At 42.6% G+C, this 22,710-nt stretch carries 19 protein-coding genes and 1 pseudogene; 3 read left to right on the top strand and 17 right to left on the bottom strand.

From position 1 onward, the window contains the following. From DW959_RS06930 to DW959_RS06870, 14 genes and pseudogenes are all read right to left on the bottom strand, one after another. Complete coding sequence (locus DW959_RS06930) at positions 1–549, bottom strand: transcription repressor NadR (protein ID WP_044945249.1); 549 nt, start codon at positions 547–549, stop codon at positions 1–3. Between the two features lie 98 nt (positions 550–647). Next, complete coding sequence (nadC, locus tag DW959_RS06925; protein ID WP_117823343.1) at positions 648–1,502, bottom strand: carboxylating nicotinate-nucleotide diphosphorylase; 855 nt, start codon at positions 1,500–1,502, stop codon at positions 648–650. Positions 1,503–1,524: 22 nt separating this feature from the next. Continuing rightward, positions 1,525–2,825 (bottom strand): annotated as a pseudogene (locus DW959_RS06920) (L-aspartate oxidase). Between the two features lie 339 nt (positions 2,826–3,164). Continuing rightward, a complete protein-coding gene (locus DW959_RS06915) occupies positions 3,165–3,461 on the bottom strand; it encodes a hypothetical protein (protein WP_021943996.1) in 297 nt (98 codons plus the stop codon). Between the two features lie 96 nt (positions 3,462–3,557). Then, the gene (locus tag DW959_RS06910; protein ID WP_117823339.1) at positions 3,558–5,903 is read right to left on the bottom strand and encodes a UvrD-helicase domain-containing protein; all 2,346 of its coding nucleotides are present in this window, start codon (positions 5,901–5,903) and stop codon (positions 3,558–3,560) included. Positions 5,904–5,918: 15 nt separating this feature from the next. Beyond that, entirely contained in the window at positions 5,919–6,905 is a 987-nt protein-coding gene (locus DW959_RS06905) for an SPFH domain-containing protein (protein WP_117785144.1), read from the bottom strand. Between the two features lie 10 nt (positions 6,906–6,915). Further along, a complete protein-coding gene (locus DW959_RS06900) occupies positions 6,916–7,596 on the bottom strand; it encodes a PspA/IM30 family protein (RefSeq protein WP_118615760.1) in 681 nt (226 codons plus the stop codon). Between the two features lie 146 nt (positions 7,597–7,742). Then, positions 7,743–8,705, bottom strand: a complete 963-nt coding sequence (locus tag DW959_RS06895; protein ID WP_118484797.1) for a hypothetical protein — start codon at positions 8,703–8,705, stop codon at positions 7,743–7,745. Between the two features lie 40 nt (positions 8,706–8,745). Next, on the bottom strand, positions 8,746–9,426 hold the full coding sequence (locus DW959_RS06890) for a gamma-glutamyl-gamma-aminobutyrate hydrolase family protein (protein ID WP_117808791.1): 681 nt from the start codon (positions 9,424–9,426) through the stop codon (positions 8,746–8,748). 4 nt (positions 9,427–9,430) lie between these two features. Further along, on the bottom strand, positions 9,431–11,839 hold the full coding sequence (locus DW959_RS06885) for a PEP-utilizing enzyme (RefSeq protein WP_118615758.1): 2,409 nt from the start codon (positions 11,837–11,839) through the stop codon (positions 9,431–9,433). A 176-nt stretch (positions 11,840–12,015) separates the two neighbouring features. After that, positions 12,016–12,558 (bottom strand): nitroreductase family protein, encoded by a 543-nt coding sequence (locus DW959_RS06880; protein WP_008401292.1) that lies wholly within the window; start codon positions 12,556–12,558, stop codon positions 12,016–12,018. 107 nt (positions 12,559–12,665) lie between these two features. After that, positions 12,666–12,824, bottom strand: a complete 159-nt coding sequence (locus DW959_RS14855; protein ID WP_279220989.1) for an N-acetylmuramoyl-L-alanine amidase — start codon at positions 12,822–12,824, stop codon at positions 12,666–12,668. Further along, complete coding sequence (locus tag DW959_RS06875) at positions 12,821–13,750, bottom strand: N-acetylmuramoyl-L-alanine amidase (protein ID WP_279220988.1); 930 nt, start codon at positions 13,748–13,750, stop codon at positions 12,821–12,823. Before DW959_RS06875 ends, DW959_RS14855 begins: the two co-directional genes overlap by 4 nt. A 58-nt stretch (positions 13,751–13,808) precedes the next feature. Continuing rightward, positions 13,809–15,188 carry a M18 family aminopeptidase gene (locus DW959_RS06870; RefSeq protein ID WP_117823330.1) on the bottom strand — a complete coding sequence of 460 codons (1,380 nt, stop codon included), beginning with the start codon at positions 15,186–15,188 and terminating at the stop codon, positions 13,809–13,811. A 134-nt stretch (positions 15,189–15,322) separates the two neighbouring features. Here DW959_RS06870 and DW959_RS06865 point away from each other — a divergent pair, with 134 nt between their 5' ends. Next, the gene (locus tag DW959_RS06865; protein WP_117808787.1) at positions 15,323–16,417 is read left to right on the top strand and encodes a prephenate dehydrogenase; all 1,095 of its coding nucleotides are present in this window, start codon (positions 15,323–15,325) and stop codon (positions 16,415–16,417) included. Positions 16,418–16,468: 51 nt separating this feature from the next. Further along, a complete protein-coding gene (gene aroA / locus DW959_RS06860; RefSeq protein WP_117823328.1) occupies positions 16,469–17,740 on the top strand; it encodes a 3-phosphoshikimate 1-carboxyvinyltransferase in 1,272 nt (423 codons plus the stop codon). 623 nt (positions 17,741–18,363) lie between these two features. On the opposite strand, the gene queA is transcribed toward aroA, so the two are convergent. From queA to DW959_RS06845, 3 genes are all read right to left on the bottom strand, one after another. Further along, positions 18,364–19,389 (bottom strand): tRNA preQ1(34) S-adenosylmethionine ribosyltransferase-isomerase QueA, encoded by a 1,026-nt coding sequence (gene queA / locus DW959_RS06855; protein ID WP_117823326.1) that lies wholly within the window; start codon positions 19,387–19,389, stop codon positions 18,364–18,366. A 210-nt stretch (positions 19,390–19,599) separates the two neighbouring features. Further along, positions 19,600–20,592 carry a hypothetical protein gene (locus tag DW959_RS06850; protein WP_118484806.1) on the bottom strand — a complete coding sequence of 331 codons (993 nt, stop codon included), beginning with the start codon at positions 20,590–20,592 and terminating at the stop codon, positions 19,600–19,602. 115 nt (positions 20,593–20,707) lie between these two features. Then, positions 20,708–21,724, bottom strand: a complete 1,017-nt coding sequence (locus DW959_RS06845) for a leucine-rich repeat domain-containing protein (RefSeq protein WP_118484808.1) — start codon at positions 21,722–21,724, stop codon at positions 20,708–20,710. Positions 21,725–22,071: 347 nt separating this feature from the next. Between DW959_RS06845 and DW959_RS06840 the strand changes: the two genes are divergently transcribed. After that, the coding region (locus DW959_RS06840) for a PD-(D/E)XK nuclease family transposase (protein WP_182429593.1) at positions 22,072–22,710 on the top strand (639 nt) is incomplete at its 3' end.

Below are 22,710 nucleotides of genomic sequence, written 5' to 3'. Positions count from 1 at the left end.
TCATTCACTTTTTTCCCAAAAATCAACCGGTTCGAAATCCAGCAGTTTCGCAAGAAAACCACATTCCTCCAGATCCTTCTGAATATTATCCAGGATATCTTCTGAATCTGCCTGTACCGTGTGATAATGGTAATTGTCGGTTATCTTAAGAAGCGGCGATGATTTTCCACTGCTCAAGGTCTTTACATATTCATAAATATCTTTTCTGGTTTTTATGTTCATCGGAGCTTTTACAACTCCATAAATCTTATGATATACAAATACATCCAGAATCCTGCCGCCATTATCTACGATGATCTGTAATTCTTTCTCTATCTCTTCCGCAGTATGACGCACCTTGAATATTCGTTCACATTTTCCCGGCTTTAATAACACATATCCCCGGTTTGTTGAAACAATATTATTGTCAGCCGCACGAAGCAGGGCAATATCCTGTACGATCACCTGCCTACTCACACTGAGCCTCTTTGCCATCTCCGCCCCCGCAATCGGCTCTTTACTCTTCGCAAGCATCGACAACAGTTTTTCCCGTCTTTCAACTCCTGTCATGTTCTTCCTCCCAATCTTATCATCCATTAGCCCATTCTATTTCTCATGTAAACCTTCCCTGCACCCAAAGGCACCAGAAATTTTGTTACAATATTCAGTTAGATTCTATGAAGATTTTTCAGAGAAATATCCATGATCGGAGCGGAATGTGTCAGTGCTCCACTTGATATATAATCAACACCAAGGTTCTTCAAGCGCTCGATATTTTCTGCTGTTACATTACCTGATACCTCGATCTCTGCCTTGCCATCAATGATGCCGATCGCTTCTTTTAACATTTCATCTGACATATTATCCAGCATGATAATATCCGCTCCGGCTTCAACAGCCTCCTTTACCATATCCAGATTCTCAACCTCGACTTCGATCTTTCTGACAAACGGTGCATATTCCTTTGCCATACGGATTGCCTCTTTCACTCCGCCTGCTGCGCCTATATGGTTATCCTTCAGAAGGACTCCGTCCGAAAGATTATATCTGTGATTATGCCCACCGCCGACACGAACTGCATATTTTTCAAAAATACGATTATTCGGGGTTGTCTTTCTGGTATCAAGCAACTGGATCCTGCTTCCTGCAAGAAGTCCTGCAACCTTATATGTGTACGTAGCAATACCGCTCATCCTCTGCAGATAATTCAGTGCTGTCCGTTCTCCCGATAACAATACACGGATATCCCCGGTTACAACTCCCATCAACTGTCCTGCCTTTACCTCATCGCCATCCTTGCAGTAGAGTTCTGTCACGGTTGTATCATCTAATAATTCAAATACTCTCTTAAACACCTGTAAACCACAGATGATTCCATCCTGCTTGCAGATTAACTCTACCTTTCCCATGCATGCCTCCGGCATAACGGAATTTGTTGATACATCCTCACTTGTAATATCTTCTTTTAATGCTCCAAGAATAAATGGATCTACATTTAATTTTAAAGTAATCTGATCGTACATAATATCCTCCTGAATGATTTTTCTATGCTTCCTGTCTGTGCAGGTCTTCTTCGTTTTCCCTTGCAATCTCAGCCTTAAGCAGTGCCTTATATTCTGTTGCCAGCTTCTTCTTGTCTGTATAATCGTCTTCTCTGTAAGAGATTTCTTCTATCTTTGTCCGGTCGAACTGCTCAGTCATTTCCTTTGCGGCCCGCTTGGCAAATACCAGGCTCTCAAGAAGCGAATTACTTGCCAGTCGATTCTTGCCATGAACTCCGTTACATGCAGTCTCTCCGATCGCATACAACTGATCCATCGATGTCTTACTGGACAAATCCACCTTGATACCGCCCATGAAATAATGCTGTGCCGGCACAACCGGTATGCATTCTGTATACACATCATATCCCATTTCTTTGCAATGCTCAACGATATTCGGGAAATGTTCTTCTAATTCTTTTCTATCAATCACAGTCATATCTTCCCAGACATAATCTGTCCCGTCCTTCTCCATCTGTTTGCGAATCTCGATTGTCAGCAGATCTCTCGGAAGAAGTTCATTTACAAACCGCTCATGATTCTTGTTATAGAGCAGCGCCCCCTCGCCACGAACCGATTCCGATATCAGAAAACTCCTGTCTTCCGGCTCTTTGCTATATAAGGTTGTCGGATGAATCTGGACATAGTTCACATGCTCTGTCTCAATCCCATGCTTTAATGCGATCGCAACGGCATCTCCGGTCAGGTGTCTGAAATTAGTCGAATGTCTGTAAATACCACCAATTCCCCCACAAGCAAGCATGGTATAGTTTGCCATGATCGGGAAAATCTTATTCTCCGCATCCCTTGCCACCACACCGTAACAGCAATTATCCTTACACAGGATATCCACCATGGTTACATGTTCGTAGATCGTCACATTCGAAAGCTTCTCTACATTGCGGAGCAGGGTACTTGTGATCTCTTTTCCTGTTACATCCTCATGAAAATGATACGGTGATGGCTATGTGCTCCTTCCTTTGTATAGCTAAGACTGCCATCCGGCTCCCGATGAAAGTCTGCCCCATACTTTACAAGGTCATTTACGATATCAACTGACGAACGTATCATCACCTCTACACTCTTTGGATTATTCTCATAATGTCCTGCTTTCATGGTGTCTTCAAAATAACTGTCATAGTCATCTTCTGATTTCAGCATACACATGCCACCCTGTGCCAGGAAGGAATCACTGTGTTCTACGATATCCTTTGTTATGATCGTTATCTGTTTATCACTGGGGAGATTCAATGCAGCATATAAACCTGCGCATCCACTTCCAACAATTAAAATATCTGTCTTCATATTGTTTCTCCAACTATATTTATTCGTTTTTCTTCTTGTATAAAAAAGCGTTGCCTTAGTATACCACGTTCTGTTGTGCATGACAATATAGTATTTTACACCACTTTACATGTGTCTTGTCAGTTATAAAATAAGAAGTAAGATTTGGCATCGAAGCACATGTACCTTTATTCCGCAAGACGCTTCCGCTCTGTTTCTCCCTTTTCCACAAAATTTCCACTAACTATAAATGAATACTTTTCATATATCTTTTTAGATAAAAATAACCGAATTAGCTCTTTATAATTCAAAAAACTAATCCGGTTATTTTACTCACTTTGATTCAGCTCAAATTTTTGATTATTCAGCGTCTGCTACAGGCTCTGCTGCCGGTGCTTCTGCTGTCTCGGCAGGCTGCTCTGCCGGTGCTTCTTCCTCGTCATCATCGTCATCATCGAAGAAGTCGTCATCAAAATCATCATCAAAATCATCATCAAAATCATCAAGAAAATCAGGTGTCAGGTATGAATATACTGCATATGCAATACCTGCGATCGCTGCTACTGCACCGATGATCGCAAGGATCACAAATACAACACCTTTTGCCTTTTCTTCTGTTGGTTCGCTTTTTACTAAGATTACATCATTATTTTTCATTATAAACTACCACCCTTTCATTTAGTTTCTGTATGCCGTCATTATAGCATACTCTTTTTTCTATTTCTATATTATCTTGGAATTATTATAATTTCTTTATTCTTCCAGACGCTTTAATTTTGCAAAGGAAGCAAACATTTTTCTTGTACCGCCACGATCGAAATCTACCGTCACCTCATAATCTCTGCCGCCCTTTACAAGCTGCGTTACAGTTCCATTTCCAAATTTCATATGACGCACCCGATCACCTTCTCCATAGTCGAGAACCAGTTCCCGGTTCACGGTAAATTCTTTGCCAAATGATGGTTTGGTCGATGGTGTTATACTGATCGGCTCTTTCTTTGCCTTACTGTAGCTGCTGTATGGATTCGATGAAGAATATCCGGAACCTGTTTGCGACGATTTTCCATGATATGAGCCTTTTCCATATCCTGACTGTCCGCTGCTACCATACCTATTTCCGGTATATCCGGTGTCTGCAAACTGCCGTTCTTCCATCCGTTTTACATGCCTTGTAATATCACCGGAATCCTGGAACAGCAGCGGCGGAATCTCTTTAATAAATCTAGAGATGTCATTGCAGTTTCTACTTCCATGCAGCATACGGTTTCTTGCACAGGACAGATATAGCTTCTTCATCGCTCTTGTAATTCCTACATAGCAAAGTCTGCGTTCTTCTTCCAGCGCATCTTCATCATCCGAATTGATCGCCATCGCACTTGGAAAGATTCGCTCTTCCATGCCACATAAGAATACATATGGGAACTCCAGTCCCTTTGAACCATGGATCGTCATTAATTTAACCATATTATCATCATCGGACATTTTATCGGTCTCCGAAACCAGCGCGATATCCTCCAGAAAATCTGCCAATGTTGCTTCCTCATAATCGGTTTCAAACTGAACCACACGGTTTCTTAACTCATCGATATTCTCAAGTCTCGCCATCGATTCATCCGTGTGCTCCGCTATCAGTTCATCTTCATATCCGGTATCCTCCAGAATACGGTCAAATAATGTACTGAGTGGTTCCTGCTCCTCTATTATCCCCCGAAATCCATCGATCAATTCCACAAAGCTGGAAATTTTTGCAACCGAACGCTGTAATCCCGGAACTTGCTCTATGATCTGCATGGCTTCCATCAGTGTCATATCATTTGCAGTGGCAAATGCGGCCACCTTATCAACGGTAGCATCACCGATTCCACGCTTTGGTACATTGATGATTCGTCTGAGATAGGTATCGTCTGTAGAGTTATTTACAACCTTCAGATATGCCATTATATCTTTAATTTCTTTTCGTTCATAGAAATTCTGACCACCGTAGACCCGATGTGGTATTCCTCGCATAACCAGCTTCTCACCAAGGATACGAGACTGTGCATTCGTACGATATAGTAAAGCAATGTCTTTATACTGTGCACCATTTGCTGTCAGACGGATGATCTCATTTACGACACGATCCGCCTCCATGTATTCATCCTCACTCTGATTAAATACAAGCTTCTCGCCATCTCCCTGATCTGTCCAGAGGGCTTTATCCTTTCTTCCTTCGTTATGCTTGATCACCGCATTTGCAGCCGCCAGAATATTTCCACAGGAACGATAATTCTGTTCCAGCTTCACGACCTTCGCATCCGGATATTCCTTTTCAAAATTCAAAATATTCGTAATATTGGCACCACGGAATTTGTAGATTGACTGGTCATCATCACCAACGACACAAAGGTTTCTGTATTTGGAAGCAAGCTGCTTCACCATCAGAAACTGTATGTGGTTTGTATCCTGATACTCATCCACCATAATATAACGAAATCTGTCCTGATATAATTCCAGTACATCCGGATTATGTTCAAACAGCTCAACCACCTTGTAGATCAGATCATCAAAATCAAATGCATTGAATTTACGGAGTCGCTTCATATACTCGGAATATACGGTTGCCGTCTGTGTCTTCACAAAATCTGTCGCATTCATCTTCGCATACTGATCCGGTGAAATATACCGTTCCTTTGCATTTGATATCTCTGCCAGGAACATCTTCTCCGGATACTTCTTCGGATCGATCTTCAATTCCTTCAGAATATTCTTGACCGCAGATTTCTGGTCATCCGAATCATAGATATTAAAATTTGTTGCATAACCGAGCCTGTCTGAAAACCGTCGCAGAATCCGTACACATAACGAATGAAAGGTGCTGACCCATACTCGTTCAGCACCCTCTCCAACAATGTTATTTACTCTGTCTCTCATTTCGGCTGCGGCTTTATTTGTAAATGTTATCGCAAGGATATTATATGGATTCACTCCGATCTCATCCATCAGATACGCTACCCGGTGGGTGATTACTCTGGTCTTTCCTGATCCGGCACCTGCCAATATCAGAAGCGGTCCATCGACATGTCTGCATGCCAGATCCTGCATGTCATTTAATCCAGCCATCGCTTTTGTACTCCTTTATATCAGCTTTGTTCCGCAATTACCACAGAACTTTGCTCCATTTGTAGGGGTTCCGCAGTTCGGACAGAACTTAGGAGCCGTACCATTTCCGGTTGGAGCTGCCTGCTGATTCATCTGTCCGTTCATGTTGTTCTGCAGATTACCGGTCATCTGATTTGCCATCATCATACCCATCTGCATTCCCATCATACCGCTGGCAACATCTGCCATATTGGTTCCACCTTTTCCGTTGGAATTTGCAAGTGCATCTACCATCTTCACCTGCTGGAACCGTCCCATGTCACCAAGCATCGTATACTCAGCAGCCTGATCTGCACGTTTTGATATATTCTCAGGATATGTAAATTCGCTGATTCTGAAATCTGTCATGGTCAGACCGATCTTGATCAGTTCCATATCCAGATCTTCTAAAATACCCTTTGCAATATCCGTTGCATTTGCCATCAGATTGAATACGTCACCGCCGACCTTTGTGATCCATTTGATCAACAGTCCATCTAAGATTCCCTTAATACGGTCTCTGACATCATCCACTGTAAAGATTGCCTTTACCCCGGCGATTCTCTCGATCAACACATTGTAATCATCAATCTTAAATGAAAACTTACCATTTGACCGTACAGGAAGTCCGCCCGGAAGTCCCGGTGCCTGTAAACGGATCGGTGAACTGGTTCCCCAGTTACAGGTAAACTCTTTCGTATTGATGAACAGAACCTCTGCACGAAGTCCTGAGTTGAAACCAAACTTAAATCCCTTTAATGTAGAAAGGAATGGAATGATATCCGAATCAATCGTATAACTTCCTGATTCTGTGAAGATACCTTCTACCGCACCGTTATACAGGAAAATCGCATCCTGTCCCGGTTTAATGATAAGTCTGGAATCTTTCTTTATCTCTCGATTTGTCCATTTCCAGAAGAGCAGGTCATCTCTGTATTCTTCCCACTCAACTACATTGGCAAACTGATTTGAAAATAATCCCATCTGTTTCCTCCTATGAAAGTCCCATCTTTGCCTTTAATGCTGCAAGTTCGTCTGAAACTGCTGATGATGGTTCTGCATCGTATTTGCTCATCAGATCATCTGTCTCATCCTTGCCGCTGGCATTTAATTCTGCCATTGCATTTGCCTTGTCAAGCATCGCATCAGCCTTTGCTTCCATTCTGTCAAATGCTGAGATCGTTCCGGCTGTATCCGTTACGCTTCCCATCATCTTATTCATCTTCTCCTGCGTCTTTGCAACCTGAACCTTCGCCTTGATGGCGTCCTTTCTGTTGTTCAGATCCATGATATCCTTTGTCAGCTTATCATGCATCTCTTTCATCTTTGCTGCATTTCCGGCTGCCATATCATATGACTGCTGTAAAGACGTTCTCTTGGATGCTAACTGGTTCTTCTTCTCTAAGAACTTCATGGCATCTGCTTCATTTCCTGCAAGGAGTGCCTTCTCTGCATAGCTCTGCATCTTTGCGATATCTGCATCACAGTCATCGAGTGCACGTTTGCATCTGGTCTCATCTGCCATAACGGTTGCTGTCTCTGATTTTACGTTTCTAAGATCTTCCTGTAAGTCTCTGAGATACTGGTCGATCATCTTCTCCGGATCCTCTGCCTTATCAAGCATAGCGTTGATGTTTGCTGACATAATGTCTTTAAATCTTTTTAAAATCCCCATAAATAATTACCTCCTGTATATATTTACACTTTATGGTTTCTTGTTTTTCGAGCTCACAAACCCATAATATCATAACAGGCGTACGCTCCGCAACGCCTGAATCATGAATTAAATGTAAAGTATCACGCTTCTGTTCTTAGGTGGCTTTAAAGTTCATCGTCAAGGCTCTTATGGATGTTTCCACCGATCCGGAACTCCGGAATCTTCTTAGAAGATCCTTCTGCTGCCTTTCCTGCAACCCCTGCATCCGTAATTGATTCCTCTAACGGCACAGGTGTCCGATCCTCAAATAATGACTTTTTCTTTTCTTCCTTTAATTCATCCGCAATCTCAAATGCTGAATCCACAACCTCATCATGCAAAATATCATCATGAAGCTTCACCGGCTGTCTGGATGGTTTTACCTTGATCGGGTCTTCCTTCTTATCCTCGAAATCAAATTCCCACTGAACCATCTCATTTTCTTCTGCCTGCTTCTTCGCCTTCTGTTCTTCTTCTTCAAACCGATTCTTCTCATAGTACAGTTCATTTGCAAGGAGCTGGCTGATCTCTAAGATATCGGCATACCGTTCCTGCTTCTTCATATCCAGAAGTCCATCCATCAGCTCGCGTTTATTCTGCTCAATGACATCGGATTTCTGTCTGAGCGAATCCAATACACGGTCAGTTTCTTCACTAATCATATTATATGCCTGACGTACCGATTCATTGATCTCCATAAGCATCTCATTCGTATAAATGATCGATGCCGCATAGATCTCATTTGCTGTCCGAAGTGCCATCTTATCTTTCTTGTTCAGATCCTTTACCTGCCTCTGGACATAGAGTGGATTCGGCTTGCTCATACGGATCCGGCTTGCAGATTCTTCTGCCTCCACGATGATGTCCTCGGCTTCTTTATTCGCATCCTTTATGATCTTGCCACGCTTATCCGTGATCTCATGATACGCTTTTAATTCTATATCTATCGTCTTTTTCAGATCTTCTATCATTTCCAGCATTTCTTCTTTATTTACAAGAACCTTTCCTGCTGCAAATGGAACATTCTGTCCGTCCTCAATCAATACCTGCATCTTATCAAGCAGTTGTTTTGCTTTTCCTTTTTCCATGTCTATTACTTCCTCCAACTATGGCTTTATAGGATTTTATTTACAGATCCGGTTTCTTATCATCTCTTGGAATACCTAAGAAATCCTGGATCAGATGTCTGCTGAAAAGCCTTCCTTCTTCACTTTCAAAATACCGCTCCGGGTGCCACTGAAACGCAAGAATACTCATGGTTGGTGACACAAATGCCTCAACCGATCCATTTTCTTCATCTACAACCAACGGGTAAAACATTGTTGAAAGGTTTTCCAGATATACACAATCACTGTGAAAATTATTTATCTTTATATATCGATCCGATTTACAGATTTTTGCCATATGGTCAACACCTCGCGGTCTTGGCACTACAAACGGTGCAGAATATGAGATCTTTCCTCCAAATAATGCATTCAGATGCTGCATGCCTCTGCATACCCCGATAATCGGTATCTCATTCTCCACACAGTACATAATGAGCCGTTCCTCCATCGCATCCCGATGCGGCTGCAGCTCTGCCTTATGCGGTTCTACATAATATTTCGGGTGAAGCGTACCGCCACCCGTTACGATCAGTACGTCAATCGGATCTTCAAATAAGGCTTCAAAATCTCTGGTGAAATTCGACACCGGATGAAGTCTTATTCCCATGCTTTCATAAAATTCCGTATAGGCAGCTTCCAGAACATCCGTGGATTTTCCATACATATTCTGACCTTCGCGTTGTGTTATCAGTGCGTGAAGCATACGCCTATTCCTCCTTCAGTATCTTTCCATTTTTACAATCAAGTGTCAGTTTGTCAAGTCCTGTTACATAATTATAAATAACGTCGCCACATCCAATAGCCGCCGGAATATTGAATTCCGCACATCGGATCGCCATATGGGATGCAACACCACCATACTTCGTAATAAAGCCCCGGATTCCTTTTGCAAAGATCCAGTCATAGCCGGGATCTGCTTTCGGGATCACTACGATCTTATCTGCAACATCAACCGCTCCGGCATCATCACGCTTCGATTCCTCATCCTCCAATACGACAACTGCTCCGGTCACGATCTCCGAGGTGATAAAATTCGGTCTCGCCTCTACCATCTCGATATATTCCAACTGCTGCTTATTACAGATCACATCCGGCAGGATCAGGTCAGAAGCATCTGTATATGCTTTCCGGTTCTCTGTGATCACCTGTTCCCATATCCTTCGGATCTCCGTTTCTGGTTTATGATACACTGCAATTATATCATCTACTGTGAGATATGCCATATCTTCTTTTGAAAAATTCAACATTTCTCCAATATTGATCAGAATATCGATCGCCAGACTTAAGGATTTTGTAAATTCAAATTTAAAATATTCCCGTTCTTCCATGGAATCCTTTAAGAATTCCACAAATTTCTTTGCATCAACACCAAAGCCGATATCGGAAAGTGCCTGTTCTACCTTTTCCGGATCAAGCGGTGTATGCTTTAACCGCTCAATCCTCTGTCTCTGCTTCTTTGCTGTCTCACTTGCCTTGGAGCTGTCAAAATCCTGTTCCGCATACGTCTCACAGGTGATATCGTAAGTGCCGGAACGAAGATGCCCGTATTTCTCATCAAAGGCTGCCCTGGTAATCCGTCCTTCTGCAAAATCCTGAAAATCCGAATCGTACTCCGATGCTACTGTGTAGATTGACATCATAAAGTCATCAATCTCACGGCTCGTAAAATATCCCTTTGCACTAAGCGACCTGCAAAGAGCCTTTGAGATAAATGCAAGTCTTGCCTGTCTTGCAAATTTCGGTGTTCCGTACTGTTTGATACTCTCGATCAATTCTATAAAATAACGGATGGAAGTATTCACATCTTTTGCTGCCATCAGCCAGTTATTCCTGATATTCTCCCGATGCACCTTCAGCCCATTTAATGAACGGATATCCTGCATCCGATTCTGCCTGAAATTACAGATTACATGATCCGTCAGACGAAACAGACTGCCCGACAGATCCTGAATCTCTCCCTTCGTAAATCCATACTCTAATAATTCCTGTAACCGATCCTCCATTGTAAAATCATAATTGGAAAATACTACCTCAAATTCAATCTTATCATGTGCTGTTATATCCGATAAAATCTTCCGGTCGTAAAATGCCAAAAGTTTTTTCACCATGTCCTCATCTAAATCCGCAGGCATCAGACACAGAAATGACTTCCGCAAGGATATATATGGTTTATTTCCGACCCTGTACATCAGATCACCGTCCACCACACGATATCCTATAGTGGTAAGTCCTTGATTCCACGCAGCCTTCGTTATGATCTCTCTGTAAAGGGAGAAATCAAGCGGATGCGGATTTACCCCTATGATCTCTGCCGGATTCCAGAATGCCATATCGGATAAGATTGCCTGTTTCTCATACAACAGATCACTGAGTTTTTGATACTGCTGTTTTGTCTCGTTTATCAATTCTCCAAATATACGATCATTCTTTGCTCTGTCTTCTTTGTAGTCAGATGGATTTTCCAGCTTCTTAATACAGGCCGCAAGCGGACGCACCTGAAAGATCGTAACTGTCAGATCTGCTCCAACTGCAAATTCCACATCGAGTGGATACTCCGGAAAGATGTCTTCTAATTCCCTCATGGCTGTGACCAGAACACCCCAGCGCTCCGGGAGAGATGAACTCTCTGCTGTCCTTGCAATATAGATCGTCTTTCCTCCGCTTCCACTGGTTACCGCATCGGTCGAATCTTCATCATATGAGATTGCATAATACAGTCTTCCTGATTTGATCTCTCTGGAGAAGATAACTCCGCTGCTGATGATAGATTTCGTCTGCGTCTGGATCAACACCTGTTCATTCCTGATATCTGGCAGATCTTTTTTATAGGAATCAAATACTGTCTCAACCGCATGACATACAGCATCGCGATCATCAGCGTCGACATCCAATATACTGTCATAATGACCCGCATTTGATGTCTCGGAGGAATCTTCATTGGAACAGGAGCTTCGAACAACGATCGTCTGTCCTTTAAACTGTGACTGAATATCTGCAAGGATCTGTTTCCGGTTCTCACCATACATTTTCCCGGTTACGATCATAAGGTCTTCTATTCTCGATTTTGTTATTCTGTTTTTCAAATAATCTAATGTATCTGCTTTTGTCAAAACCATGAAAAATCACCTTCTACAACAAAACTGCACCTTAGCAGACCATATCATCTATACTAAAGTGCAGTATATTTTTCTCTTTCGAGACACTATTCGTTTTGTTAGCTGTTCCGACAGACTTTTGTTTCTTCCAAATCTATCTTCTGTCAGTATTCATTATATAATGAATAAAATAGCTCTTACTGGATCGTTAATAGATCATCAACTGATTTTCTTGGCGGCATCTCCGGTGCAAATACCGGATATCCCATTGCAATAACGGTGGCAACTGTCTGACCTTCCGGCACACCTACGATCTCTCCAACCTTCTTATCATCAAATACTCCAAGGATAACCGTTCCGATTCCCTTCTCATGTGCTGCAAGACAGAATGTCTGGGCTGCGATACCGGCATCGAACATCTCCCATCCGGCACCTTTGCTTGTACTGAAGCTTCCATCTCTCTCATATCCACAAATACCGTTCTTCTGTGTCACAACCATCAACTGATGTGCTCTGGAAACTGTCTTCTCATTTAATGCAAATCCCATCACGCCTTCTTCTGCGATCTTCTTGATCTTCTCCGGATCAGAAACACTGATGTAACGGATCGTCTGTGTATTCTTCCAGGATGGTGAATAGGATGCGAGTTCTACCAACTCACGGATCACTTCATCCGGAATGATATCCTCTTTGAATTTTCTTACCGACCTTCTTGTCTTAATACATTCTAATGCTTCCATGTTATATCCTCCTGTATTTTTATAAATATCTTTTGTATCTTCTTACATATATCGCAAGTATAACTCACTCAATGTATTCAATAAATCATCTCATTATCTGTTACAGATCACTTACCTGCAAAATATGCATCTATACCATCTGCAATTCCCTTTGCAAGCAGGTTCTGATAATCTGATGTTACAAGCTTCTGGTCTTCTTCTGAATTCGTCATATAACCAATCTCAACGATCGTAACCGGAACCTTACACCAGTTAATTCCACTCATGGAATCTGTCTCCCAGACGCCTCGCTGTTTGCCCCTGTTGCTGCTGCCATTCCGCTTAATACATCGGCAGACAACCGTTTACAGGAATCATAGATATCTGCATTGTATGGATTGTCCTTTGTCTGGCATACCGTCATAACACCGCTCGCATTTGTATCTGTAGAACCATTGGCATGGATCCTTATAAATGCATCTGCATTGTCACTATTTGCAAGTTCGGCTCTTGCCGCATTACTGATATCGACATCATTGGATGTACGGATCATCTTCACAGTATAGCCTCTTGCCTCTAATGCACTCTGAAGCTTTAACGCTACCTCAAGATTCAGTTCATATTCCTCTGTACCGGTTGTAACACCTGTATTACCGGCTGAGACTTTTGCTTTCTTATCTTCCGCACCGGGACCTACCGGCTCTGTATCCGTATTCGGCGTTGCCTGATGACCTGCATCAATACAGATCAGCTTGCCTTCGCCAACATTGCTTGTCTCCTGTGTTGATTCTTCTGTGCTGCTGTCATCACCACTGGATGCTGCTCCTTCTGCCTTTACAAATTCCGAATAAACATAATAGGTTTCACCTGTAATGGATACCTTGCTCCATTCATCGTTATACCCGATCCGGTCAAGCTCTACACCATCTGCAAGCTGCATCGCAGGATCTCCGTCTGTCGATGGTGCTGTTCTGACATTTACATAATCAGTCGTCGTCACCTTGTCATTTACGATCGTGAATCCTTCTTCATCCACCTGTGCTTCTGTCGTCGCTTCTGTTGTATCCTCTGTGGATGCTACATCTTCAGAAGCTTCTGTTGAACTCTCGGTAGTCGTCTTTTTTCCTGCATCCTTTTTCCCACAGGCTGCAAGTACAAATGCTGAAAGAATGATCATCATACATATAAGTATTGTTCTGTAAACCTTCTTCATAAGTAACCTCCGTCCATATTTCTATACACCTAATGTCTATTATCGCATAAATATGGCTCTATTTCAACCAAAAAGCGATAAGGAGCCGTTTCATCGACTCATAGTCTGACAAATGTGCCATTTCACATGCTGAATGCATAGCGAGTACCGGCATTCCCATATCGACTGCCTTTACCGGAAGATAGGATGAAACGATCGGACCCAGCGTGGTTCCACCCGGCATTCCTGTCTTATTGACCGTACGCTGAAACGGAATTCCTCCATCCTCACAGAGCACCTGAATTACTGCAGCAGCCTCGCTGTCTGTCACATATCGCTGAGATGCGCTGCTCTTTAAGACAACCCCATTTCCAAGCAGTACCCGGTTGACCGGATCGGATTTCTCCTGATAATTCGGATGTGTTCCATGTGCCACATCAAGAGAGATCAAAAATATCTCCGGAAGCAGCTCCTGTATGGTGCATCTCTCTCCGCTGTCTTTTAAGATACGTTCCGTTATCATCCGAAGCAGTCCGGAATCTGCTCCCTGTTTGGACAGACTTCCGATCTCCTCGTTATCGAAGAATACTCCAATACTGAGATTCGTATCAGATCCATCTGCTTCCGAAATTCTTTCATCTGGCGATGCAGCTTCTGTTCCCTTACCTTTTTCTTCTTGCCACTTATTGCCGGTCTGTGTAAGAGATTCCAGAATAGCACTAACGGAAGATACATTATCAATTCTCGGTGATGTAAATAAGCCACTGTCTCCGATCATTTGGCAGGAATCACAATTATATAAATACAGATCATAGTCTAATATATCCGCCTTATCGATCTGAAGTTTTTCTGCAACCTCATCTAAAAAGCTATGCGGCTCATCCTTCTTCCAAAGCCCAAATACCGGGATCAGTTCTTTCTGAGGATCTAATTTTGTCTCTGAATCTCCTCGTTTCAGATGCGGTGCAAGACTCGGTATGATCGCAACCGGCTTCTCCGAATCATATAATCGTACCTCCGGATGAAATGCATCACTGCCTTTTACCACTACCTTGCCGGCAAGTCCCAGTGGACGGTCAAACCATGTCTTCATTAACAGTCCGCCATAGGTCTCTATATTCAACATATGATATCCGCCTTTTTCCATATCGGCTGACGGCTTTAACTTCAGCATCGGAAAATCCGTATGGCTGGTTGCTATCCGGATATGCTGCAGCTGCTTTGGCAGATGAAATGCGATCATTACAGAACTGTATGGTCTGACGTAATAATCTGCTCCTGCCTGAAGCTTCCATTTATCCTCTAACTTAAGCTCGGAAAATCCGTGTTCTTTCAGATATTCTTCTCCGTGCTTTACAACATGGAACTGGGTCATTCCGTTTTCTAACATATATTTTAATAAACCTTCCTGTTCCGGTTTTCCTGATGTGCGGTCAACTTCTGTTTTTCTTTTTTCCATATGCTCTGTTCTCCTGTCTTTTTACTCTGTTTTCCATTGTACACCTTTTTAGTTTTTCTTGCTATTTTGTTTTTATGTGTATATAATGCTGTTACACGCTTTAACGCGTTAAATCTCAAAAAGGAGAAACAGCTATGAATGCATTTAAAATTGGTTTTATCGGTCTTGGTCTGATCGGTGGATCGGTGGCAAAATCTATTCACCGTATTTTCCCAAACTATACGATCATCGGCTATGATGTCAACACTGCGACCTTAAAAGAAGCGCAGGAGGATGGCACCTTAGATCATTATACAACAAATATCAGTGACATCGCAGACTGTGATTATATCTTTCTGTGTGCGCCGGTTCATTATAATATTGAATATCTGAAAACTTTAAAACCACTGATCTCTGATTCCTGTATCCTGTCTGATGTTGGCAGTGTCAAATCCGATATCTACGATGCTGTAAAGGAACTGGAACTTGGTTCTCATTTCATCGGTGGTCATCCAATGGTCGGATCGGAACGCTCCGGCTACGATGCAGCAACCGACCGTCTGATCGAGAATGCTTATTATTTCATTACTCCATCTCCGGATGCTCCGGCAGACCGCGTGGAGGAATTTATGACATTTATCGGCGATCTGGGTGCTATCCCGATCCGGTATTCCCCGGACGAGCATGATAAGATCACTTCCTATATCAGCCATGTACCGCATGTGATCGCAGCGTCTCTGGTCAATCTGGTACGGCATGCCGATTCTCCGGACGGAATCTTTAAATCTCTGGCAGCCGGAGGTTTTAAAGATATCACACGAATCGCATCCTCAAATCCGGTGGTTTGGGAGCACATTCTCCTCAGCAATCCGAAGAACATCGTGAATGGATTGAAGGAATATATTGAGCTTCTAAATAAAATGATTTATGATATTGAAAGAAATGACGCAAAGGACATCAATGCTTTCTTTGAGTCATCCAGAGAATACCGGGATTCAATCCCGAACAATACAAGCGGTGTTATCCGTATGCAGTATGAACTCTTTGTCGATATCCCGGATGAACCGGGCGCTCTGGCAAAGGTTACGGTACTGCTTGCTGATGCAGGCATCAATCTGAAGAACTTCGGAATCTCCCATAATCGTGAAGACGAGGAAGGCGTTCTACGTTTATCCTTCTACGATACGGATGCATGCCGGAAAGCATTTGACCTTCTTGCAGATGCCGGATACCGTTTATATAACAGATAAGACTACATAAAAAGGAAATGGACGATATAGCTTCCAGACAGGTAACACATTATGATATTTTCCAAAAGAACAGGATTAAAAGGAACCCTTACGATTCCCGGAGATAAATCCATCTCCCACCGTTCGATCATGCTTGGATCACTGGCAGATGGTATAACCGAAGTACATGGATTCTTAAACGGTGCCGACTGCATTTCTTCTATGAACTGCTTCCGCGAAATGGGTGTAACGATCGACCACAATGGGGATACCGTTATCATTCACGGTAAAGGGCTTCATGGTTTGCAGGCTCCGAAAGAAACTCTCGATGTTGGCAACAGCGGAACAACTACCAGACTGATGTCCGGAATTCTTGCGGCACAGAATTTCAAGAGCCGCGTGATCGGTGATGCATCGATCTGCCGCCGCCCAATGAAACGAATCATGACCCCGCTCTCTCTGATGGGCGCTGATATCGTCAGTGAAAATGGAAATGACTGTGTGCCGCTTCTGATCACCGGAAAGCCATTACATGGCATCCGCTACGATTCACCGGTTGCTTCGGCACAAGTCAAATCTTGTATTCTTCTTGCCGGTCTATATGCCGCCGGCGAAACCAGTGTAACCGAACCATATGTATCCAGAAATCATACGGAGCTGATGTTTGATGCTTTCGGTGTCGATATCAAGACCTCCGGCACAACCGCAATTGTAAAACCTGCGGATAAATTATACGGTCAGAAGATCATGATCCCGGGAGACATCTCCTCGGCGGCTTACTTTATCGCAGCCGGACTTATCACACCGGATTCCTGTATCACGATCAAGAATGTGGGTATCAACAATACCCGTGATGGAATATTAGAAGTTGTAAAAATGATGGGCGGTACGATCACCTACGACCGACTGGATCAGCCGGGTGAACCTGCTGCAGACATCACAGTACAGACCTCAGATTTAAAAGGCTGTGTGATCGAAGGCTCCCTGATTCCGAAGCTGATCGACGAGATTCCGATCATCGCCATCATGGCATGCTTTGCAAAGGGACAAACCGTTATCAAAGATGCACAGGAACTGAAGGTGAAGGAATCAAACCGGATCGATGTTATGGTGAAGAACCTTTCCGCTATGGGCGCAGATATTAGCGCTACCGATGATGGCATGATCATCCATGGCGGCAAGCCGCTTCACGGCGCTGTCATCGACAGCCACCTCGACCACCGCATCGCCATGAGCTTTGCCATTGCCGGACTTAACGCCGACGGCGACACAGAGATTCTTGGCAGCGACTGCGTAAACATCTCCTACCCGACCTTCTATCAGGATCTCGCCGGGCTGAGATAAATAAGCCTCGAACGCTGGGATGAATGTATCAACATTTCTGATAGGGAATTACAAAAAAATCCTGCTACCCTGCTATGTCAAAAGACAAGCAAGTTTTCTATTCGGTTCGCACATTTATTAGTCAGCAGTCGCCAAAACTCACCCTTCCGGGTTCAAACATGGGCTTGGTGCTGACAATTCGTGCAAACCTCATAACGAAAACTTCGCTTATGTCTTTTGTACATAGCAGGGCAGCAGGATTTTTAATGTAATTTTCTTATATAAAATATCAATTTAACTCATCCCAGCGTCCGACGGTTTCAAATCGCTGCAATACAGAAGTTCTGTAAAATACATTGTGACTCATCTGATTGGCGAATTAATTTTGACCTGAAGCTGTGCATAAAAATATTGCCGGGTTGTTATATACACAAGACATTAGTTGTATTTTCGTTATGAGGTTTGCACTAGCTGTCAGCATCAAGCCCATGTCTGAACCCATAAGGGTGAGTTTGGGCGACTGCTGACAAATCAGTGTGCGAACCGAATAGAAAATATACTTGTCTTTGTATATAACAATCTTGGCAGTATTTATGTGCAGCTCAGGTCATAACTAAATATCAACCAGATGAGCGCAAGGTATTTTACAGAATCAACATGGCATCGCCGAAGGAGAAGAAACGATAGCGTTCTTCCACTGCTACCTTGTAGGCTTCAAGAATCTTCTCACGGCTGTAAAGTGCTGATACCAGCATCAACAACGTGGATTCCGGCAGATGGAAGTTCGTGATCAATCCATCGATGGCTTTGAACTTATAACCCGGATAAATGAAGATATCTGTCCAACCGCTACAGGCACGAAGCATACCATTCTCATCGGCTACTGTTTCCAGCGTTCTCGTACTGGTCGTTCCAACTGCAATGATTCGACCGCCATTTTTCTTTGTCTCATTGATCGTCTCTGCTGCTTTCTCATCGATCACATAGAATTCCGAATGCATATGATGATCCAGAATGTTATCTTCTTTTACCGGACGGAATGTTCCAAGTCCGACATGAAGCGTCACATGTGCGATCTTGATACCTTTTCCCTTAATCTCCTCTAAAAGCTCCTTTGTAAAATGAAGTCCGGCTGTCGGTGCTGCCGCAGAACCTTCATGCTCTGCATAGACCGTCTGATAACGGTTCTTGTCTTCCAGTTTATGTGTGATATATGGCGGAAGCGGCATCTGTCCAAGTTCATCCAAAATCTCCTCAAAGATTCCCTCATATTCAAACCGAACGATACGATTTCCTTCTTCCACAATATCAATGACTTCACCAACCAGTTTACCACCACCAAAGATGATCCTTGCACCAACTCTGGCTTTCTTTCCCGGTTTTACAAGTGTCTCCCAGGTACAGTCATCCAAGCGCTTCAATAACAGTACCTCGATAGCTGCCCCGGTTCCTTCTTTCTCGCCGATCAGTCTGGCAGGAATAACCTTTGTATCATTAATAACCAGACAGTCGCCTTCTTTCAGATATGATATTACATCATAAAAATGTTTATGTTCGATGGTTCCTTCTTCTCTGTTTAAAACCATTAATCTCGAATTATCACGCTTTAAGAGTGGGTCCTGTGCGATCAACTCCTGAGGCAGATCATAGTAAAAATCTGATAACTGCATTTTCTTATCCTCCTTAAAACTCAACTATGATAATGCCACGTTTTATGTCTAAATGCAAGGAAGAAAAACAAAGAATAAAGCAGGCAGCAGATAACTAAACAAGTGCCAGGTACAAATAAACAAAATTCTATTTATACCTGACACCCATCTTTTCAAATGCAGCATTATCCTTCTACTAAAATATACATGTTACCTGTTCTGCCTATGTCTTTATCCTATAATTGCCTTAATTTCAGCTTCGCTCATATCGGTTACATCCATGATCTGCTCTAAGGAGTAGCCTTTCTTATGCATTTTCAGGATAATATCGGCTCTTTCTTCCGTTCTTCCAATAACCTTGCCTTGTGCTTCACCCTTGACTATTCCAGCGGCTTCGCCCTTGGCATATCCCATCTCTTCTACGCCTTCACTCAGATTACACATAACGCTCACCTCTTCCTTTATACCATTTCTGTCTACCGGTATGTCATACTCCTGTTTCATAAGCTTTAATTTTTGTTCTGCCGTCATTGTCTGTGACAATAGCGTTCCAAGCAATCGATGCAATTCATATTGTTCTTCCTTTGGCGGAATCTCCTTTGCCAGCCCGATCATCACAATGTTAGGGATATCCAGATTGCCTTTCCAGTCCTGTTCGCCAAGTAAATCATCCTTTACCATATGAATATGACTCAGACTGTTCTCTTTCATATTCATACAGATCCAGATGGAATACACCTGTTTGATCTCGTTATAATCAGAACCCGTAAATTCCCGCTCTTTCTGGGATGACACCAGTCTTGCAGTGTAAAAGATTGCCCGATTTAAGATATGATATTTTGTCGGTTCATTTTTCTGGGCCTCCAGATTGATGATCATTTTTGCCAGTCCATCCCGCATCCGTACATAGAAGATAATATCAAAATATACCTTTCCTTCATCAATCTCAGAATTCTCAGTATTCAACCCGACAATTCGTTCACCGGTTCTGGCATCCACCGTATCTTTGTTCGTTAATCCGGGTTCAACCGGAATCTGGCTGATATACGGTTCCCCTTCGATCAATGATGCAACCGTATCTGCATCCATACCTTTAAATTCATCTACTACCCTGATCAGTATATGCGCCAGTATGATCTTCTGTCCAAGCAGCCGCTTGGCACTAGCATCATACTGTGCTTTCTGATCAGTAGCCTTGGAGGAATATACAATTTCGTTATTCATGTTCCCTCTCCTTTCCCGATAGAACAGAATAACATGCATATTTTAGCTTTGTATATTGCCTCCGTCTCTCCAAGTTTGATTGTAACGGATATCAGAAAGGAAAACAAGTTTATAATTATTTAATCTTCCATGTCTTTACATATCCGATGGATTTCTTTTTCAACTGTTTCTTTAAAGCTGTCTTTGCTTTCTTTGTGCCTTTCACAGTAATGGTTGCTTTCTTATTAATGCCCTTGAACGCATTCTTACTGATGGTCTTAAGCTTTCCTGCTGTAACTGTGATCTTCTTCAGATTCTTACAACCGGAGAATGCTTCTTTACCGATCTTCGTTACATTACTTCCGATCGTGACCGTTGTCAGCTTCTTGCTACCCTTGAATGCTTTATCGGAAACCGCAGTTACTTTATAAGTAACACCTTTCACTTTTACCGTTGCAGGAATGGTCAGCTTCTTGGCTTTCTTATCAGTAAACTTCGTAATTGTAACAGTCGGATTCTTCTTCGAAGATGAAGTTACCTTTACCTGGAGCTTCTTAGATGAAATGGTAAGAGTTGTGCCTTTCTTCGCCGGAGTTCCAGACGCGGGTGTTGCGTTTTTTCCAATTAATTTGACTGGTATATTATTCTCTATGGCATATTTATGCACTGCGGAATTCTTATAACAGGAGATTGCAAGACTATCGCAGCCACGAAACACATCATAGTCTATGCTTGTTACACTTTTTGGAATCGTTATACTCTTTAAACCGCTACAGTCCCCAAATGCACCCAATCCTATACTGGTCACACTTTTCGGAAGCGTTATACTCTTTAAACCGCTACAACCCACAAATGCATACGCCTCTATACTGGTCACACCTTCCGGTAGCGTTATACTTTTTAAGCCTCTACAACCTGAAAATGCATTCCATCCTATACTTGTTACCTTCTTGCCTCCAATCTTTCCCGGAATCACAAGCTTTGTCTTATTCCCTGTATACCTGGTAATAGTAATTCCACTTTCATTTTCTTCATATGTTAGATTGCCATATGATTCTGCTTGCGATGTCATACCGATTCCTCCACACAGCAATACACACAGAACCAGTCCCAAGCCTGCATAGATCAGGCTTTTTATCTTCTTTTGTATCATTTTTCTTTCATCCTCCTTGCTCATTCCTTGCAAATTTCTACAGTATCTTTACTTATTATCGGTCGACCCGTCCTTTTACCTCTCACCTCTCATTGCGCTTCATATTTATTCATCAATATCCCTGCTCTATTTTTTCTAACCGGTACAGGCTGAAAAAACGGCATAAATATTATAAAAAAAAAAAAGTCGTCAATATGCCAGGGGAAATTAATAAAAATATTTTGCAAATATGCAAGTTATTACATCCAGACATGCTGTTTGTTACATCAACCGTTTTTTCATTCCTTTTTCTGGTATGGTTATGTTGTCGACAAAACAGGCGCCGGATATTACGAGGAATTAAATTTATGTACAATGAAAATGAAAAAAGAAACATTGCTGTCTCACAGAAAGGCAATGCTATACAGCCTGCCGCATTAAACATCCATCAGCTTTTCCCATTCCGGACCAAAGATGAATGTCTATTAGAATTAAAGAAGAATCCATCCGTTTACCGGACATATCTGAACTGGCCTGACAAATGGAAAAACCGTTTTCTGGAATTCATGGAAGGCAAGAAAAGTCTGCCATTGACCTATGATCCATTTTTCAAGAAACTGTTCAACCCGGATGTATACCCGGAACGGTTATCACGACTGATCAGCAGTATCATCGGCACAAAAGTAACCGTAAAATGTATCCTGTCAAATGAGGACAGCATGCTGCCATCAACCTCTCTCCTGCTTCTGGATATCATTGTTCAGTTAGAAGATGGTTCGATCGCAAATGTGGAGATCCAGAAGATCCCATACACCTTTCCGGGTGAGCGGATGTCCTGCTACTCTGCTGATCTTCTACTTCGCCAGTACACCAGAGTAAAAGGGGAAAGAGGAAGTATATTCACCTATCAGGATCTGAAAACCGTTTATACGATCGTGATGTTTGAAAACAGTCCAAAAGAATGTAAAGATCCCGAATTATCCGATATCTATCTGCATCATGGAAAG

Source organism: Clostridium sp. AM46-21 (assembly GCF_003480025.1).
Taxonomy (GTDB): domain Bacteria; phylum Bacillota; class Clostridia; order Lachnospirales; family Lachnospiraceae; genus Coprococcus; species Coprococcus ammoniilyticus.
This window is presented reverse-complemented; position numbering and strand designations above follow the sequence as displayed.

What these genes read in the sequence shown, in the direction of transcription:
- DW959_RS14855 (WP_279220989.1), bottom strand. Translation starts at nt 12,824, where the DNA reads ATGAGTGGAATTAACTGGTGTAAGGTTCCGGTTACGATCGTTGAGATT.
- DW959_RS06850 (WP_118484806.1), bottom strand. Translation starts at nt 20,592, where the DNA reads ATGAATAACGAAATTGTATATTCCTCCAAGGCTACTGATCAGAAAGCA.
- nadC (WP_117823343.1), bottom strand. Translation starts at nt 1,502, where the DNA reads ATGTACGATCAGATTACTTTAAAATTAAATGTAGATCCATTTATTCTT.
- queA (WP_117823326.1), bottom strand. Translation starts at nt 19,389, where the DNA reads ATGCAGTTATCAGATTTTTACTATGATCTGCCTCAGGAGTTGATCGCA.
- DW959_RS06845 (WP_118484808.1), bottom strand. Translation starts at nt 21,724, where the DNA reads ATGATACAAAAGAAGATAAAAAGCCTGATCTATGCAGGCTTGGGACTG.
- DW959_RS06930 (WP_044945249.1), bottom strand. Translation starts at nt 549, where the DNA reads ATGACAGGAGTTGAAAGACGGGAAAAACTGTTGTCGATGCTTGCGAAG.
- DW959_RS06905 (WP_117785144.1), bottom strand. Translation starts at nt 6,905, where the DNA reads ATGGGATTATTTTCAAATCAGTTTGCCAATGTAGTTGAGTGGGAAGAA.
- DW959_RS06915 (WP_021943996.1), bottom strand. Translation starts at nt 3,461, where the DNA reads ATGAAAAATAATGATGTAATCTTAGTAAAAAGCGAACCAACAGAAGAA.
- DW959_RS06890 (WP_117808791.1), bottom strand. Translation starts at nt 9,426, where the DNA reads ATGCTTCACGCACTGATAACACAACGCGAAGGTCAGAATATGTATGGA.
- aroA (WP_117823328.1), top strand. Translation starts at nt 16,469, where the DNA reads ATGATATTTTCCAAAAGAACAGGATTAAAAGGAACCCTTACGATTCCC.
- DW959_RS06870 (WP_117823330.1), bottom strand. Translation starts at nt 15,188, where the DNA reads ATGGAAAAAAGAAAAACAGAAGTTGACCGCACATCAGGAAAACCGGAA.
- DW959_RS06865 (WP_117808787.1), top strand. Translation starts at nt 15,323, where the DNA reads ATGAATGCATTTAAAATTGGTTTTATCGGTCTTGGTCTGATCGGTGGA.
- DW959_RS06875 (WP_279220988.1), bottom strand. Translation starts at nt 13,750, where the DNA reads ATGAAGAAGGTTTACAGAACAATACTTATATGTATGATGATCATTCTT.
- DW959_RS06910 (WP_117823339.1), bottom strand. Translation starts at nt 5,903, where the DNA reads ATGGCTGGATTAAATGACATGCAGGATCTGGCATGCAGACATGTCGAT.
- DW959_RS06900 (WP_118615760.1), bottom strand. Translation starts at nt 7,596, where the DNA reads ATGGGGATTTTAAAAAGATTTAAAGACATTATGTCAGCAAACATCAAC.
- DW959_RS06885 (WP_118615758.1), bottom strand. Translation starts at nt 11,839, where the DNA reads ATGGTTTTGACAAAAGCAGATACATTAGATTATTTGAAAAACAGAATA.
- DW959_RS06895 (WP_118484797.1), bottom strand. Translation starts at nt 8,705, where the DNA reads ATGGAAAAAGGAAAAGCAAAACAACTGCTTGATAAGATGCAGGTATTG.
- DW959_RS06880 (WP_008401292.1), bottom strand. Translation starts at nt 12,558, where the DNA reads ATGGAAGCATTAGAATGTATTAAGACAAGAAGGTCGGTAAGAAAATTC.